Source organism: Enterococcus gallinarum NBRC 100675, from assembly GCF_001544275.1.
Classification (GTDB): Bacteria; Bacillota; Bacilli; order Lactobacillales; family Enterococcaceae; genus Enterococcus_D; species Enterococcus_D gallinarum.
The window spans coordinates 1-16656 of record NZ_BCQE01000035.1 but is presented as its reverse complement, the minus strand read 5'-3'; the positions used below and the strand labels follow the sequence as shown (position 1 = coordinate 16656).

Genomic DNA, 16656 nt, shown 5'->3' with positions numbered 1-16656 from the left:
AGGATCATGCCCGCCAAAGTTCTTTCACTTGTCCATCTGTATATACTTTATACACTTTTTCATTTTGCTTATTCATTGATTGACAGGCAATCAAAAAGTATTTTCCATCCCCGTCAAACTCAAGATCTCCTAATGCTTTCAAAGATACTGATTCTGTCTGTCCTAATTTATTCGTCAAAAAACGAATAGCTTGGGCCGGAGTCAATAAATAGTTTTTCATTAACAACCAGTCGATCACGATTGGTACGATTGTATTTGCTTGATATTCATTTTTTTGTTTAAGTGCAAAAATTAATTCTCCATCAGAAAAGCGGCTTTCTTCAATACCGGCTTCGCAAAGTTCTTTTCGTGCATGCTCAATTTCCGCCATCGAAACAAAAGTGATCATCTCTGCTTTGCTTCTTGTTTCTTCAATCACTTCTGTATGAAATGCTTTGATTCCTTCCAATTTTTACGCCCCCTTTCAAAATTCTAAAGTTATCATACCACCTCAAATGAGAACAATCAATTAATACGCTCGTTATTTTCTAATCATTTTCAAATAATAAAAAATGCAAAAAAAGAAAGAAAACGTTATCCCAAAGAGGGTTTTAACGTATTCTTTCTTTTTTATCTTTTCTGTTTCTGAACGTTTATTAAAATTTTATCATTTCCGTGATGAGAATTGTTTGCGGATTAGATGTTTTTCCAAGATAATCTGCTAATAATGTACGCCGATCAAATTCGGACAATCCTTCCATCGATGACCCATTCTGCTCAGTGAGAAACGCAGGCTCAAAAATAGGAAGATCAAAATGCTGTTCTGACTGAAGAATATTTCCTTGTATGAGTGATGTCAGAAAAATACTTGGCCGGATTTTTCGCTGTTTTGCCACCCGTTCAAAGATAACACTGATTTGATCTAAGTAATAGGCCTCATCAACATCCCCTAGCAAATGCAACAGCTCCTGATAAATTGGCAATGACAGTAGTTGTCGATTTGCTGCAAAAAAAGCGGGAATCGTTGTTGGCCATTTTTCTTGGGAAAGAGAAATAAGCTGGAAAGACTCATGGATTAGCCGATAAATGAATCCTTGTACCACCCCTTCCTCACAAGCATAGAAAAAGCGCTGATTACTCATGATTTCCGCTTGTAAAATGAACGACAACGCTTCTGAAATTATCGTATTAGGTAGTTGCCAACGCTCACGACTCTTCTGCTGATCTTTTGTAGAATAGATAGGAAATGCCACTTGATAGCGACGATCCTTTCGGTTAATGATCCCAGCATCAATCAACTGATCGAGTGTTTTTTCAAAATTTTTCTCTGGAAAATTTTGTTTTAATTCTCTTAAGATTGGTGGTTTTTGTTGTTTTTTCAAGAAAAGAATCAGTTTTAAGAACAACTCTGAATCAATAATTTTCTGAATCCCTTGATAATGACTACTATAAAAAAATTCCATGTCTTTCGCTCTCTTTCCATTCCTACTCGAAGGGTCGTCTCCCCATTCAAAAATAGCCGGACAATCTTACGCTTCCCTGCTAGCCAAAAACCTTTCATTACAGTGAAAGGACTGCAGTTGCTGATTGTCCGACCAATTCAAATGTTCATCTTTTTTGCCCGTATTATCCTGTTAGCTATTAGTTATTAAAGCTTTCAGTTAATTGCGGCACAACTTGTTTTTTACGAGAAACAACCCCCGGTAAGAATGCACGATTTGCTGTCAAGACAACGTTAAACGCCGCTTCAACCGGTGCAGTTGGCTCTCCAATCACTAGCAATTCAGAATTGCTGTTCAAAATATCTGTAACGACTAATAAGTACAAGTCATAGCCTTTTGCCTGATTTTCGGCCTTCATTGCTGTTTCTAGCTCTTCTTGGCGGCTAAACACTTCATTCAAATCCACAGTATTTACTTGACCGATACGAATGTTTTTTCCACCCATCGGAAAACTTTTTGCATCTAGATCCAACAACTCAGCAGCCGTTTTGGTTGTTAAATTTGTTCCAGCTTTCAACATATCCAGACCGTACGCATCTAAATCCACATTAGCAATTGCTGCTAGCTCTTTTGCAGCGGCGATATCTTCATCAGTACATGTAGGTGACTTGAACAACAATGTATCTGAAACGATCGCTGACAACATGATTCCGGCAATAGCTGCTGGAATCTCTACATTTGCCTCACGGTATAATTTCAACACGATCGTACTCGTACAGCCAACAGGTTCTGCACGATAGTAGAGAGGGTTTGCAGTTTCAAAGTTGGCGATACGATGATGGTCAACTACAGCTAAAATGGCAGCTTCTGCGATCCCTTCTACACTTTGTTGAAACTCATTATGATCCACAAGCATCACTTCTGAACCAGCCTCAATATGCTCAATCACACGAGGGGCTTCAAGTTCAAAATGAGACAAAGCAAATTGCGTTTCTTCGTTGGGTGTTCCAAGAGCAACTGCTTCGGTATCTTTTCCTAATTCCTTTTGCAAGTGTGCAAAAGCAATCGCTGCTCCAATAGCATCTGTATCAGGATTTTGGTGTCCAAATACTAATATTTTCGACATAATGATCGCTCCTAATTCATTCATTTTCCACTTTCTAATGATAGCAAAAAATAGGAAAGAATCAATAGTTATCTTCTCTACGCTTGTTAACGGGTAAGATAACCTTTATAGTCATCGACATGAAGCAACTCTTTTGCATTTTTCACGCGATCTTGTGTTGGCGGCTCAATTCCTTCCAGTGGATACTTCAGCCCTAATTCATCCCATTTATATTTACCCATTGTGTGATAAGGTAAAATCTCTACTTTATCTACATTATTCAACGTCTTGATAAACGCATCTAAACGGATCAAAAACTCATCATAATCACTTCTGAATGGCACCAGCACGTGGCGGATCCAGACTGGCTTATTGATTTCTGAAAGGTATTTTGCCATTTCTAAGATGTTGTCGTTGGATTGTGTGGTCAGCTTCTTATGAGCATCATTATCAATATGCTTGATATCAAATAATAGCAAATCAGTGACAGTCATCAACTCTTGAAATTTGCTGAAAAAAGGTTCTTCCCGAGTAAAAGGTTTTCCGCACGTATCTAAGGTGGTGTTCACCCCTGCAGCTTTGGCTTTCCGGAAAAGATCGATCAAGAAGTCCAACTGAAGCAATGGTTCTCCGCCACTAACAGTCAGCCCACCTTTTTCTCCCCAAAATTCTCGATATTTGAGTGCTTCTTCCAGTACGTCATCTGTCGTCCGTTCGATACCGGCACCGATTTTCCAAGTATCTGGATTATGACAAAACTCACAGCGCATCCGACATCCTTGCATAAAGACAATAAAGCGAATACCTGGTCCGTCCACTGATCCGAAACTTTCTGTTGAATGAATATGTCCTGTTACTGACATGTTGCTCTTCCTTTCTTGAAGAAACTAAAAATAAAGTTGCATCGTTTTATTCCATTGATTCCTCGCCCATACTCGCAGTGAGGCAACAGTTTGATGAACAAACTACGCTTGTCATCATCTGCTCTGCTTCACAATCGCAGTGATTCCCTCCGGACTTCGGTTACTACGGTCTCTTCGTTCCCCGTATCCATCATCTGCTCTGCTTCGCAGTCGCAGTGATTCATAACAATAGCGGCGGAATGTTCCATCCGCCGCCTTTTTTTGTGCTATTACATTGCTTCGTGCATGGTACGAGCGATAACGTCATCTTGTTGTTCTTTTGTCAACTTGATGAAGTTAACTGCATAACCTGATACACGAATGGTTAATTGTGGGTATTTTTCTGGATGCGCTTGTGCATCAAGCAATGTGTCGCGGTTGAATACGTTGATATTCAAGTGGTGACCACCTTTTGCTGCATAACCATCCAACATAGTTGCTAGGTTTTCTTGTTGTGTTTCGTCGTCACGTCCTAATGCTTTAGGTACGATTGAGAATGTATTTGAAATACCATCTAATGAATAGTCATATGGCAATTTCGCAACAGATGAAAGACTAGCCAACGCACCGTGTGTATCGCGGCCGTGCATTGGGTTCGCACCTGGGGCAAATGGCGCACCAGCGCGGCGTCCGTCAGGAGTGTTCCCTGTTTTCTTACCATAAACGACGTTTGAAGTGATCGTTAAGATCGATGTTGTATGTTTTGAGTTACGGTAAGTTTTTGTGCGTTTTACTTTCTTCATGAAGGTTTTCAATAGGTTAACAGCAATATCGTCTACGCGATCATCGTTGTTTCCATATTTAGGATAGTCGCCTTCGATTTCGTAATCTTCAACGATGCCGTTTTCGTCACGAATTGTGCGGACTTTCGCATATTTGATAGCAGATAATGAGTCAACTGCTACAGAGAATCCAGCGATACCAGTAGCCATCGTACGCAAGATATCTGTGTCTTGCAAGGCCATTTCAATTCGTTCATAAGAATATTTATCATGCATGTAGTGGATAATGTTCAATGTATTGACATACAAATCACAAATCCAGTCCATCATTGTGTCATATTTTTCCATTACTTCATTGTAATCAAGATATTCTGAAGTGATTGGTTGGAATTTAGGTCCCACTTGCGCTTTTGATTTTTCGTCGACCCCGCCATTGATTGCATACAACAACGTTTTCGCTAAGTTCGCACGAGCACCGAAGAATTGCATTTGTTTACCAATGCGCATAGCAGATACACAACATGCGATTCCATAGTCATCGCCCCAATGTCCACGCATTACATCATCGTTTTCATATTGGATTGCTGATGTTTGGATAGACATTTTCGCACAGAATGTTTTGAAGTTGTGTGGCAAGCGTGTTGACCACAAAACAGTCAAGTTTGGTTCTGGAGCTGGTCCCAAGTTTGCTAGTGTGTGCAAGAATCGGAAGCTGTTTTTAGTTACCATGTGGCGTCCGTCTTCACCCATCCCAGCGATTGATTCTGTAACCCATGTTGGGTCACCTGAGAATAATGCATTGTATTCAGGTGTACGGGCAAATTTCACTAGACGAAGTTTCATTACGAAATGGTCAACGATTTCTTGTGCTTCTTCTTCTGTGATCACGCCATTTTTAAGGTCGCGTTCTACATAGATATCTAAGAAAGTTGACGTACGTCCTAGAGACATTGCTGCCCCGTTTTGTTCTTTGATGGCTGCTAGATAACCTAAATATAACCATTGGAAAGCTTCTCTTGCAGTTTGTGCAGGTTGAGAAATATCAAAACCATAGATTGTACCAAGTTCTTTCAATTCGCTTAATGCGCGAATTTGTTCACTTAATTCTTCACGTTGGCGAATGATATCGTCTGACATCGTGCCATTGCCGCAATACAACAAGTCTTGTTGTTTTTCTTTGATCAAGTAATCCACACCATACAATGCTACGCGACGGTAGTCACCGATGATACGACCACGACCATAAGCATCAGGAAGTCCAGTGATAACACCAGAACGGCGTGCAGCTCTGATTTCAGGAGTGTAAGCATCAAATACACCTTGGTTGTGTGTTTTACGGTAGTCACGGAAGATGTGAGAAACTTCAGAATCAATTTCATACCCATAAGATTCTGCTGATTGTTCTGACATTCGGATACCGCCGAACGGTTGCAAGCTGCGTTTGAAAGGTTTGTCTGTTTGGAACCCGACAACTGTTTCTAACTCTTTGTTCAAATAGCCTGGGCCGTGAGAAGTGATCGTTGAAACGGTTTTAGTATCCATGTCTAAAACGCCGCCAGCGTCACGTTCTTGCTTGTTCAAGTCCATAACTTGATCCCAAAGCTTTGTAGTTGCTTCAGTTGGGCCAGCTAAAAATTCGTCTGTTCCGTCATAAGGTGTGTAGTTTTCTTGGATGAAGTCGCGTACGTTTACTTCTTCTTTCCAAGTTTTTCCTTTAAATCCATTCCATTGTTCCATTTGATGGACCTCCTTAAAATTTCTGTTCACTAAGTGTAACAGCTTTACGTGAATAGTATAACACAAAGCGTTTGCATTGCAAGCATTTACAAGAATTATTTTTAACAAAATTAGCTATTATAATATAAAATGTAACGAAACAGCTTTTATACCAACGTTTTTCAAATGTGAATTTTTTATTAAAGTCCATTTTTTGAAAATGTGAAAAATTATTTATATAGAAAAAAACACGCGTCTGTATTGGTACAGATGCGTGTTTCGCGTTTAACTTATAGTACAGAATCTTCTTGAATCGCAGGATCAATCACTCGAGCAACTTCATGGATCAAGCCACCGGATTTTTCATCGGTAACAAAGGACCCATTCGATGTCCGGTCATTGATTGGGATTTGATTCGTCTCGATCTCGATCATTTGCCCCTTTTGAGTAGTCAAAATCAGGGATTGGTTTTCGCCACTTCCCATATAAACGATCCGATGAGGATTTTTCTTCAACTCTCTTAGAACCATCAGTCCCCGTTTTGCTCGTCCTAACTGACTGATTTCTTGAGCCAGCATTCGTTTGACCGCCCCTCGCTGAGTGACCATGATTACAGGCGTATCCCCTTCCGAGTAAACCAACAATCCATTGACGATCTGATCATCTTCTTTAAGATTCATCGCTTTGACTCCAGCTGCTTTTGGTCCAACAACAGGCACTTCGGCTAATGGGTAGCGTAGGCCAAAAGCACGATAACTAACTAAAAAGACATCCAACGGCTCATTTTGATCCGCTAAATACACGTTGACAAGTTCATCGGCCTCATCTTTTAGTTTCATCATAGTCAATGGCCGACTCTTGTACGTACGCCAAGGTTCAAATTCTGTCATTCTTGTTTGTTTGATCATACCGTTTTTGCTAATCAGCACGAAATTCTTGTGCGGATCAAGTTCTTGATAAGTGAATACAGCTAAAATGGTTTCTTCGGTAGCTAGATTCATTACCGTTTGCGAAATATGTTCCCCTAGATCTTTCCATTTGAGATCCGGCAACTCATGAATTGGGCGATAAATGACATTCCCTTTATTGGTCACCAGCAGCAAATGATCCAATGTGCTTGCTTGCCCGCTATAAAGCAGTGCATCGCCTTCTTTCATGCCTAACTCTTCTGGCTTAGAAGCGCCATAAGACCGCAAGCTGCTTCGTTTGACATAGCCATCTGTCGTAACAGTTACCACAACGTCTTCTTGGGCGACAAGCACTTGGGTCTCGATTTTGATTTCTTGGATCTCTGCTTCAATCTCGGTCATCCGATCAGAGTGGTATTTCTTCTTGATTTCTCTTAGCTCTTTTTTGATGACTTTCAATAATTCCGTTTCTTCATTCAAAATTTTCGTCAATTCGCGAATCGTTTCAGCTAATTCTTGGGCTTCTGCCTGTAATTGCGTGATATCTGTATTAGTCAAGCGATACAATTGCAATGTTACAATGGCTTCTGCCTGTTCTTCTGTAAACCCATGCTGAACGACCAGATTATTTTTTGCATCTTTTTTGTCTTTACTGCTGCGGATTGTCGCGATCACTTCATCGAGGATCGAAAGAGCCTTCATCAACCCATCAACGATGTGCTGACGTTTCTGCGCTTTCTTCAGCTCATAACGGCTCCGCTTAGCTATGACTTCCCGACGGTGTTTCACATAACTTTCTAAGATATGTTTCAACCCGACTTGCTGCGGCCGCATTTCATCGATGGCTACCATGTTGAAATTGTAGTTGATTTGCAGTTCCGTATTTTTAAATAGATAGTTCAAGATTCCTTGAGCATTGGCATCTTTTTTCAGCTCAACCACGATTTGCAAACCGGTACGGTCCGTTTCGTCCCGGACCTCGGCAATCCCATCGATTTTTTTGTTTAAACGAATCTCATCCATTTTTTTGACCAGATTCGCTTTATTGACTTCGTAAGGAATCTCATTGATGACAATTTGCTGTTTGCCGCCTTTGATATCTTCGATTCTAGTCTTTGAACGTAAGATCACTTTCCCGCGACCTGTTTCATATGCCTTCTTGATTTCTTCTTTTCCTTGTAAGATGCCGCCAGTTGGGAAATCTGGACCTGGAATGAATTCCATCAATTTATCCAACGAGGCATTCGGATGATCAATCAAATAAATCGTTCCGTCAATGACTTCACTTAAATTGTGCGTGGGAATTTCAGTTGCATAACCAGCAGAGATCCCTGTCGACCCGTTGACCAGCAGATTGGGATATTTTGCTGGCAAAACAGTTGGTTCCTTTTCGGTATCGTCAAAATTCCAAACTAACTCAACGGTATCTTTTTCAATATCCTTCAATAATTCTCCGCTTAATTCAGACAAACGGGCTTCTGTATAACGCATAGCTGCTGGCGGATCACCATCCATACTCCCGTTGTTCCCGTGCATTTCGATCAGGATTTGTCGTAATTTCCAGTCTTGACTCATACGGACCATGGCTTCATAAATACTGGAATCTCCATGGGGATGAAAATTCCCCATGATATTCCCTACTGATTTTGCAGACTTACGAAATCCTTTGTCATAAGTATTTCCATCTTGATTCATGGCAAACAAAATTCGTCGCTGAACGGGCTTTAGGCCATCTCGAATATCCGGTAATGCCCGTTCTTGGATAATATATTTAGAGTATCTACCGAAACGGTCCCCCATCACTTCTTCTAATGTTAATTCTTGTATATTGTTTTTATGTTCCAAGAGATCCCCTCCTAATCCTCAGACAAGCTGATTGCTGAAATTTGCTCAGCTTCTTGTAATTTTTCTTCGACCAATCCAGGGATCGTCTCTTCTTTTTTCTCTAAAATACTGCCGTCTTCTTCCAAGCTGAATTGGACATGGCTTTCGATCCACTTCCGCCGCGGTTCTACTTTATCACCCATCAATGTAGTAACCCGTCGTTCCGCTTGTGCCGCATCATCGATTCGAACACGGATCAATGTTCTTGTTTCTGGGTCCATCGTTGTCTCCCAAAGTTGATCCGCATTCATCTCACCTAACCCTTTGTACCGTTGCAGCATATAACCTTTACCAATTTTTTTGGTCACCGCGTTTAATTCGTCATCTGTCCAGGCATATTCAACTACGGCTTTTTTGCCTAGGCCTTTTGAAACTTTGTACAAAGGCGGCAATGCAATATAGACTTTGCCAGCTTCGATCAATGGTTTCATATAGCGATAAAAGAAGGTCAGCAACAAGACTTGGATATGGGCACCATCTGTATCTGCATCGGTCATGATGATCACTTTGTCATAATTGCAGTCTTCGATCGAAAATTCTGGACCAACACCTGCGCCGATCGTGTAGATCATAGTATTGATTTCTTCATTTTTCAAAATGTCTTGCATTTTGGCTTTCTCGGTATTGATGACTTTCCCACGTAACGGAAGAATTGCTTGAAACTTACGGTCTCGGCCTTGTTTGGCTGATCCACCAGCCGAGTCTCCTTCGACTAAGTACAACTCATTTTTTTTCGGATTACGAGATTGGGCTGGTGTCAATTTTCCAGATAACAACGATTCGCCCTTTTTACGCTTTTTCCCACTGCGGCTTTCTTCTCGTGCTTTCCGAGCAGCTTCCCGCGCTTCCCGAGCCTTGATGGCTTTACGGACAAGCATTTGGCTCATCTCGCTATTTTCTTGCAAGTAATAACCCAGTTGTTCACCAATCACATTGTCTACCGCATTTCGTGCGATCGGCGTTCCTAGTTTTTCTTTTGTTTGACCTTCAAATTGAAGCAGATTCTCTGGTACCCGAATCGACAGAACTGCCGCTAAACCTTCCCGAAAATCACTGCCTTCCAGATTTTTGTCTTTTTCTTTCAGCAGTCCGACCTTTCGAGCATATTCATTGAAAGCTTTAGTCATAGAGATCTTCATTCCCACTTCATGGGTACCGCCGTCTTTCGTACGCACATTATTTACAAATGACAGGACATTTTCGGAATACCCATCATTATATTGGAAAGCAACTTCCACTTCGATTGCTTCTTTTGTGCCAGAAAAATACACAACAGGCGTCAGTGTATCTTTTTCTTCGTTTAAATAATCAACAAATTCTTTGATTCCTTCTTCAAATAAAAAGACCTCTTGCTGCAATTCAGCCCGCTCATCTGTCAGAGTGATTTTCACTCCTTTTAATAAGAAAGCTGATTCTCGCAATCGTTCTGCTAACGTGTCATAAGAAAATTTCGTTGTTGTAAAAATCGTGTCATCCGGCTTGAAACGTACGGTCGTTCCAGTTGCTTTCCGCGTCTTTCCGATTTTTTTCAATGTACCGTCAGGTTTGCCACCATCTTTGAATTTCTCTTGGTATTCGATACCATCTCGTACGATAGAAACTTCTAGCCAGCTTGATAAAGCATTTACGACACTGGCACCCACTCCGTGGAGTCCACCTGATGTCTTATAGCCCCCTTGGCCAAATTTACCGCCAGCATGCAGTACAGTAAAGATGACTTCGACTGTTGGGATTCCTGAAGCATGCATTCCCACTGGCATTCCACGACCATTGTCTCGCACACTGATACTATTATCTTTGTGGATAGTGACATCAATTTCATTCCCGAATCCTGATAGTGCTTCGTCGACCGCATTATCAACGATTTCGTAGACCAAATGGTGCAAGCCTCGGCCGTCAGTCGATCCGATATACATACCAGGTCGCTTTCTCACTGCCTCCAAGCCTTCTAGGACTTGTATCGAGGCATCATTATACTCTGTGGTTTTCTTTGCCAAAGCCACCGCTCCTTTAACTAAATTAAGTGGGTTTCTGCGGAAACCCAACATGAATGATTCGCAAAAAAAATCTTAACATAAAATCGGCTTTTTTCAAGCGAACATTTTTCTAAACTATCTTATCCTTTTTCCCACCGTTCGACAAGGCAAAGTCACTTTTAGCTTTTGGATGGTCCATCTATCATTGCTCGTTTATCCATAGCTTCAGTATTTTCTTATTGTTGCTGCGACGGTTTCATGCTAAAATTGCTCTAGACTTTCAAGGAAAGTGGGTTATCATGAAGACGATTCTGTTACTATTTATTGCTTATTTGCTCGGTTCGATTCCATCTGGTGTCTGGATCGGTCAACTATTCTTCAAAAAAGACATTCGCCAATTTGGCAGCGGGAATACAGGAACTACGAATACCTTTCGTGTTCTTGGCAAATCAGCTGGCGTCATTGTTTTATTGATGGATATTCTGAAAGGTACCCTGGCTACTTGCTTGCCGGCGATCTTTTCAGTCACAACAATCAATCCTCTTTGGTTTGGTGTTTGTGCTATTCTAGGTCACACGTTTCCAATTTTTGCCAAATTCAAAGGCGGGAAAGCGGTGGCGACAAGCGCAGGCATGCTTTTAGGCTACAATCCAATTTTCTTCATTTATTCAGCGCTTATTTTTGTGATTTGTTTGTTCATAACCAGCATGGTCAGCCTGACAAGTATGATTGCAGCCTGCTTGATCACTTTGTCGACAATTCTATTGCCTTATGTCGCACCAATGATTTTACCAAAACCAAATTGGTTATTGACGTGTATCGCAATTGGTGTCACCTGTTTTATTTTTATCCGTCATCGTGAAAATATCAAGCGGATCAAAGACGGCACAGAGAGCCGTATCTCTTTTGGTCTTAATAAAAAAGAATAGGAGAAGCTGGGAAAAGTCATTCATGACTTTCGTCCCAGCTTCTTTTTTTCTTATTCACATAGGCTTACTTAACTGTGATCGAATACTTCGTTTCAAATTGCTCGTTGGCTGCCAAGCGTTGGATTCCTGTTTTTTCATGTAGTTCGCCACTAGTCTCTAAGGTATCTGCAATACCTACCCATGGTTCAATACATAAAAAAGGAGATTCTACTGGATAAGTCGTCCAAAAGCCAACGTAAGGCATATTGTTATAGCTCAATGTCACACTGTGAGGAGATTTTTCACTGCGGATCGAAAAAGAATTCAACCCTTTCGTTTCATAAATCAAGGCATCGTTCTTAAACATCTCATGAGTCAACCGTAGATCAGTGTTCGTTTGTCCCAATGTCCGCTGCTCCAGATCGATATAATTGCCTACCAACGGCAATTTTACACGAGATTTCTTAGGTGAGAATGTGAGATAAAAATCTTCAAATACATTATCCTCTCCTAACGGTACATTGAATGCAGGATGACCACCGATAGAGAAGAACATGTCTTCCTGACTATCATTTACGACTTGATACTTGACCACAAGACCGTCTCCACCTAATTCGTAACTAACAAACAACTGAAAATCAAAGGGATAGTTGCTCTTTGTCTCCTCACTGCTAGCTAGTAGTAAACGAACATAATCAACTTTGTGCTCCACGACTTCAAACGTCATGTCTCGAGCAAAACCATGCCGTGGCAGATGATACGTTTCCCCTTTGTAGCGGTATTGATTGTCCTTCAACGCACCCACTATCGGAAATAAGATTGGTGCATGCTTTCCCCAATGTGCAGGATCAGCTTGCCAAATATACTCTAAGTTGGTATTCACATCAATCAAACTTTGCAGTTCGGCTCCTTTTTCGGCAATTGTTGCCTGCAAATGCCCTGCGCTGATCGTAACTGTCATATCGCCATCTCCTAATATTGATGTTTGTTCAATTCCTCTTTGAAACGACTATTCAACACTTTTAAATAAGTTCCTTTCATTCCCAAGGAACGTGACTCAATAATACCTGCTGATTCCAGTTTACGCAATGCATTTACAATGACAGAACGTGTAATACCGATCCGATCCGCAATACTAGAAGCGGTCAATCGTCCTTCATCCCCTTCTAATGCTTCAAAAATCGCTTGGACAGCTTTCAATTCGCTGTATGACAGTGTATTGATCGCCATTTGTACCGCAGTCGCACTACGAACGTCTTCTTCTATATTGCGGGATTTTTGATAAAGAAACTGCATGCCAACTACAGTTGCACTGTATTCTGCTAAGACTAGATCATCGTCATCGAACGTTTTTTCGATCCGAGACAAGATGATCGTGCCCAACCGTTCGCCTGCACCATAAATGGGTACGATTGTTGTTAAACCATTCGGATATAACTCCCGCATCTCAATAGGAAAAGCAGTCATATCGTTGCTGATGGGAACATTTGCTTCTGTCGAAGATAAATTATCTACTAAACTTGTATAATTTTTAGGAAACTGTTTTTCTACAAACATCTTTTTGATACGTTCATTGTTGACATCATGCGTCTCAACGAATCCCAACACACTACCATCACTACTGATAATATAAGCATTGCTATCGAGTATGTCACCTAAAATGACCGCCATTTTATCATAAGGCAAATCAGATGCCAGATTGAAGGTATTTTTTTGTTGCAGTAGTTCATTGATTTGTCGTGTCTTTTCTAAAAGTGTTTTCATTGGTTCTCTCCCTTTATAAAATATACCGGCTTAGGTCTTCGTCTTTGGCAATAGAAGCAAGTTTGTCTTCAACGTACGCTTCTGTAATAGTGATTTCACCCATTTGCATGTCGGATGCTTCAAACAATAAGTCTTCAAGTAACTTTTCTAGAATCGTGTGTAAGCGACGGGCGCCAATGTTATCTGTATCGCGATTGACTTGAAAGGCAATTTCCGCAATTTTTTGGATTGCTTCCAGCGTAAAAGTGACTGTCACATTCTCTGTTCCCAACAAGGCAATATATTGCTTGATCAAAGCATTGTTTGGCTCCGTCAGGATCTTGACAAAGTCTTCTTTTGTTAAATCATCAAGCTCTACACGAATCGGGAAGCGTCCTTGTAATTCAGGGATCAAATCACTTGGTTTTGATAAATGAAAGGCACCTGAAGCAATGAATAGGATATGGTCAGTTTGTAAAGGGCCGTATTTCGTGTTGACTTGTGATCCTTCCACGATCGGTAAAATATCCCGTTGCACACCTTCACGAGAAACTTCGCCTGATTGTTGCGATTTTGATGTGATCTTATCGATTTCATCAAGGAAGATGATCCCGCTAGATTCGGCTAAACGCAATGCCGCACTATGGATATCCGCATCATTCACTAATTTTGAAGATTCCTCTTGGATCAATAATTCTCGAGCTTCTTTTACCGTTACTGTCCGTTCGATTTTCTTTTGCGGTTTCAATGCACCTAATGTTTCATTCAAATCGATCCCCATTTGTTCCAATCCATTGTTCATCATTGGTGACTGCGTTTTTGGTTCATCCACCTGGATCGTTACTTCACGATTGTCCAATAAGCCTTTTTCTAATTGCTCATAAATGGCTTGACGGTTGCTGCGGATTTCGTCCGTCAGTTCTTCTTTTGGTTCTTCTGCCTGCTGCGCAGGATTGAACATATTCATCATTTGTTCATATGGATTCGTGGATTTCTTTTGTTCTTTTTTGATTCCAGGTACCAGTATTTTAACCAGTCGACGATTGGCTTTCTTTTCTGCCTGCAGTCGAACATTTTTATATTGCTCTTTTTTTACGATCTGGATGGCATTTTCCACAAGATCCCGAATCATTGATTCCACGTCACGTCCGACATAACCGACTTCAGTGAACTTAGTTGCTTCTAATTTAACGAAAGGCGCATCAACGATCTTCGCTAATCGGCGAGCAATTTCTGTTTTTCCGACACCGGTCGGTCCGATCATTAAAATATTCTTCGGCGTCACATCTTGCTGCATTTTCTCATCCAACTGGAGACGACGGTAGCGATTACGTAAAGCTACTGCAACAGATTTCTTGGCACTAGTTTGACCAACAATATATTGATCTAATTCTTTGACGATTTCTTTTGGTGATATATTTTGATTTGTCATAGCTTCATCCCTCTTTAAAACTCTTCAACAATAATGTTGTGATTGGTAAAGACACAAATATCAGCGGCGATATTCAATGCTCCTTCAGCAATTTCTTTTGCAGAAAGATCACCGCCGTAACGTTTCATCGCTCTGGCTGCAGCGAGTGCATAATTGCCGCCAGAACCGATAGCCAAAATCCCTTCATCTGGTGAAATGACTTCTCCTGTCCCAGAAACCAAGAGCATTTCTTCCTGATTCATCACGATCAGCATTGCTTCTAGTTTCTGCATCGATTGCTGTGTCCGCCATTCTTGCGCTAACTCAACAGCAGCACGTTGTAAGTTGCCGTTGTATTCATTGAGTTTTCCTTCAAATTTTTCTTCCAGTGTGAAAGCATCTGCCACACTTCCAGCAAATCCAACTACGACTTCACCGTTATAGATTCGGCGTACTTTGCGTGCCGTCCCCTTCATGACGACTTGTTCTCCCATTGTTACTTGACCATCTCCGGCCATTGCGAATTTGCCATCTTTTTCAACAGCACAAATCGTTGTTGAATGAAAAGGTGATTTCATAATTCTTTCCTCCTGTCGCCAATTTTTAAGCTCTTGGATGAAATTGGCGGTAATTTTTTTGCAAGCTGTCTTTTGTGACATGGGCATAGATCTGCGTCGTAGATAAGTTGGCATGGCCTAACAATTCTTGAACGGTTCGCATATCAGCCCCGTGATTTAATAAGTGAGTGGCAAATGTGTGCCTCAACATGTGGGGGTGGATCTTGCTGTCCAAACTACTTTTACGAATGATTTGATTCAACACATACTCAATCCCCGTCGCTGTGATTCCGTCCCCTAAATGATTGACGAAAACAATCTCATGCTGTTTGTGGTGTTTCTCCATCAACTGTTGGCGTCCAGCTGAGACATAGTCTCGCAATGCTTCTTGCGCATAGCTGCCAAAAGGAACATAACGATCCTTGTTCCCTTTCCCATGGATCAACAATACACCATTCTCCCAATCAATGTCTAACAAGGTTAGGTTGCTGCATTCACTGACCCGCAGCCCGGAGCCATACAGGACCTCCAACAAAGCTCGATTTCGTTGCTGCAAAGGTTCGTGCCCTTTTACACTTTCAAAAAGTGCCTCCATTTCTTTTTCATAAAAAAAACGCGGTAATTTTGCGTTCTTTTTCTTTAAGTGAATATAAGCGAATGGATTTTCTTTAATGACTTCGTGTTTCGTTAAAAAGTGATAGAACGACCGCAAACTGGCCATCTTACGGCTGATCGAATTGCGACTGTAATTGCGCTCATTTAAAAAACTAAGATATACTCTGACGTCACGGTGATCAATGGCAAGAAAGTCTTCATTGCCAGACTCTTTTAAAAAACGAAAGAAATCCTCCATATCTTCTTGGTAAGCAGACTTGGTCTTATCAGAATAGCCTCGTTCAACAATTAGATAACGAAAAAAATCATTTTTAAGTTCGTTCTCCGGCAAACTAATCCCCCATTTCATGACTCGAAATAACTGTATCACAGAGTTTTAAAAAAAACAAACGAATTGTCAGAATTTAACCAATATTTCAAAGTTTAGACATAATTATGAAAATTCTTTAAGGGAGAATTTAGAAAAGATCTGCAGGTTTCTCGAAGCTTTTTTTGATTGTTATGATTTACACAAAAATTTGCGAAGGTCTTGCCCCAAATTCAACATGGCACTTGCTTTGCCTACAGTAGATTCTCATTTTGAGCTAAGTAGACCTTGCGTTCTACTCTTTCCAGAGTCAGCCGTAGGGAATCCTTTCAAGGTTGCTACCCTCACTTCGTTCCCCGCTGCTCATCATCTGTTCTGCCACTCGTTGTGATTCTTTTCAAGGTTACTACGCTCCCCTCGTTCGCCTAGTACTGCTCATCATCAACTCTCTGCTTCGCAAGCCACTCGTTGTGATTCTTTT

Annotated in this window: 13 protein-coding genes; 1 reads left to right on the top strand and 12 read right to left on the bottom strand. The window is 41.0% G+C overall.

Features of this window, described 5'->3' with window-relative positions:
- Positions 1-4: 4 nt before the first annotated feature.
- From EG2_RS15940 to parE, 7 genes are all read right to left on the bottom strand, one after another.
- The gene (locus EG2_RS15940) at positions 5-448 is read right to left on the bottom strand and encodes a hypothetical protein (RefSeq protein ID WP_060815393.1); all 444 of its coding nucleotides are present in this window, start codon (positions 446-448) and stop codon (positions 5-7) included.
- Positions 449-635: 187 nt separating this feature from the next.
- The gene (locus EG2_RS15935) at positions 636-1442 is read right to left on the bottom strand and encodes a DUF1803 domain-containing protein (protein ID WP_060815392.1); all 807 of its coding nucleotides are present in this window, start codon (positions 1440-1442) and stop codon (positions 636-638) included.
- Between the two features lie 178 nt (positions 1443-1620).
- Positions 1621-2547, bottom strand: coding sequence for a manganese-dependent inorganic pyrophosphatase (locus EG2_RS15930; RefSeq protein ID WP_060815391.1), 927 nt, complete (start codon positions 2545-2547; stop codon positions 1621-1623).
- Positions 2548-2633: 86 nt separating this feature from the next.
- Positions 2634-3389, bottom strand: a complete 756-nt coding sequence (gene pflA / locus EG2_RS15925) for a pyruvate formate-lyase-activating protein (RefSeq protein ID WP_003126995.1) — start codon at positions 3387-3389, stop codon at positions 2634-2636.
- Between the two features lie 269 nt (positions 3390-3658).
- Entirely contained in the window at positions 3659-5887 is a 2229-nt protein-coding gene (pflB, locus tag EG2_RS15920) for a formate C-acetyltransferase (RefSeq protein WP_060815390.1), read from the bottom strand.
- 269 nt (positions 5888-6156) lie between these two features.
- A complete protein-coding gene (gene parC, locus EG2_RS15915) occupies positions 6157-8619 on the bottom strand; it encodes a DNA topoisomerase IV subunit A (RefSeq protein ID WP_060815389.1) in 2463 nt (820 codons plus the stop codon).
- A gap of 11 nt (positions 8620-8630) precedes the next feature.
- Complete coding sequence (parE, locus tag EG2_RS15910) at positions 8631-10655, bottom strand: DNA topoisomerase IV subunit B (protein ID WP_172461417.1); 2025 nt, start codon at positions 10653-10655, stop codon at positions 8631-8633.
- Positions 10656-10933: 278 nt separating this feature from the next.
- On the opposite strand from parE, the gene plsY reads away from it, so the two are divergent.
- Entirely contained in the window at positions 10934-11563 is a 630-nt protein-coding gene (gene plsY, locus EG2_RS15905) for a glycerol-3-phosphate 1-O-acyltransferase PlsY (protein WP_060815387.1), read from the top strand.
- A 64-nt stretch (positions 11564-11627) separates the two neighbouring features.
- On the opposite strand, the gene EG2_RS15900 is transcribed toward plsY, so the two are convergent.
- From EG2_RS15900 to xerC, 5 genes are read right to left on the bottom strand one after another with little or no spacing between them, the layout of a single operon-like run.
- Positions 11628-12503, bottom strand: coding sequence for an aldose 1-epimerase family protein (locus EG2_RS15900; protein WP_060815386.1), 876 nt, complete (start codon positions 12501-12503; stop codon positions 11628-11630).
- Positions 12504-12514: 11 nt separating this feature from the next.
- Positions 12515-13306, bottom strand: a complete 792-nt coding sequence (gene codY, locus EG2_RS15895) for a GTP-sensing pleiotropic transcriptional regulator CodY (RefSeq protein ID WP_003126985.1) — start codon at positions 13304-13306, stop codon at positions 12515-12517.
- Between the two features lie 13 nt (positions 13307-13319).
- On the bottom strand, positions 13320-14717 hold the full coding sequence (gene hslU, locus EG2_RS15890) for an ATP-dependent protease ATPase subunit HslU (protein ID WP_060815385.1): 1398 nt from the start codon (positions 14715-14717) through the stop codon (positions 13320-13322).
- A 14-nt stretch (positions 14718-14731) separates the two neighbouring features.
- A complete protein-coding gene (gene hslV / locus EG2_RS15885) occupies positions 14732-15274 on the bottom strand; it encodes an ATP-dependent protease subunit HslV (protein WP_003126982.1) in 543 nt (180 codons plus the stop codon).
- 25 nt (positions 15275-15299) lie between these two features.
- Positions 15300-16217, bottom strand: a complete 918-nt coding sequence (gene xerC / locus EG2_RS15880) for a tyrosine recombinase XerC (protein WP_060815384.1) — start codon at positions 16215-16217, stop codon at positions 15300-15302.
- Between the last annotated feature and the right edge of the window lie 439 nt (positions 16218-16656).

What these genes read in the sequence shown, in the direction of transcription:
- pflB (WP_060815390.1), bottom strand. Translation starts at nt 5,887, where the DNA reads ATGGAACAATGGAATGGATTTAAAGGAAAAACTTGGAAAGAAGAAGTA.
- hslV (WP_003126982.1), bottom strand. Translation starts at nt 15,274, where the DNA reads ATGAAATCACCTTTTCATTCAACAACGATTTGTGCTGTTGAAAAAGAT.
- EG2_RS15935 (WP_060815392.1), bottom strand. Translation starts at nt 1,442, where the DNA reads ATGGAATTTTTTTATAGTAGTCATTATCAAGGGATTCAGAAAATTATT.
- EG2_RS15900 (WP_060815386.1), bottom strand. Translation starts at nt 12,503, where the DNA reads ATGACAGTTACGATCAGCGCAGGGCATTTGCAGGCAACAATTGCCGAA.
- EG2_RS15930 (WP_060815391.1), bottom strand. Translation starts at nt 2,547, where the DNA reads ATGTCGAAAATATTAGTATTTGGACACCAAAATCCTGATACAGATGCT.
- hslU (WP_060815385.1), bottom strand. Translation starts at nt 14,717, where the DNA reads ATGACAAATCAAAATATATCACCAAAAGAAATCGTCAAAGAATTAGAT.
- plsY (WP_060815387.1), top strand. Translation starts at nt 10,934, where the DNA reads ATGAAGACGATTCTGTTACTATTTATTGCTTATTTGCTCGGTTCGATT.
- pflA (WP_003126995.1), bottom strand. Translation starts at nt 3,389, where the DNA reads ATGTCAGTAACAGGACATATTCATTCAACAGAAAGTTTCGGATCAGTG.
- xerC (WP_060815384.1), bottom strand. Translation starts at nt 16,217, where the DNA reads ATGAAATGGGGGATTAGTTTGCCGGAGAACGAACTTAAAAATGATTTT.
- codY (WP_003126985.1), bottom strand. Translation starts at nt 13,306, where the DNA reads ATGAAAACACTTTTAGAAAAGACACGACAAATCAATGAACTACTGCAA.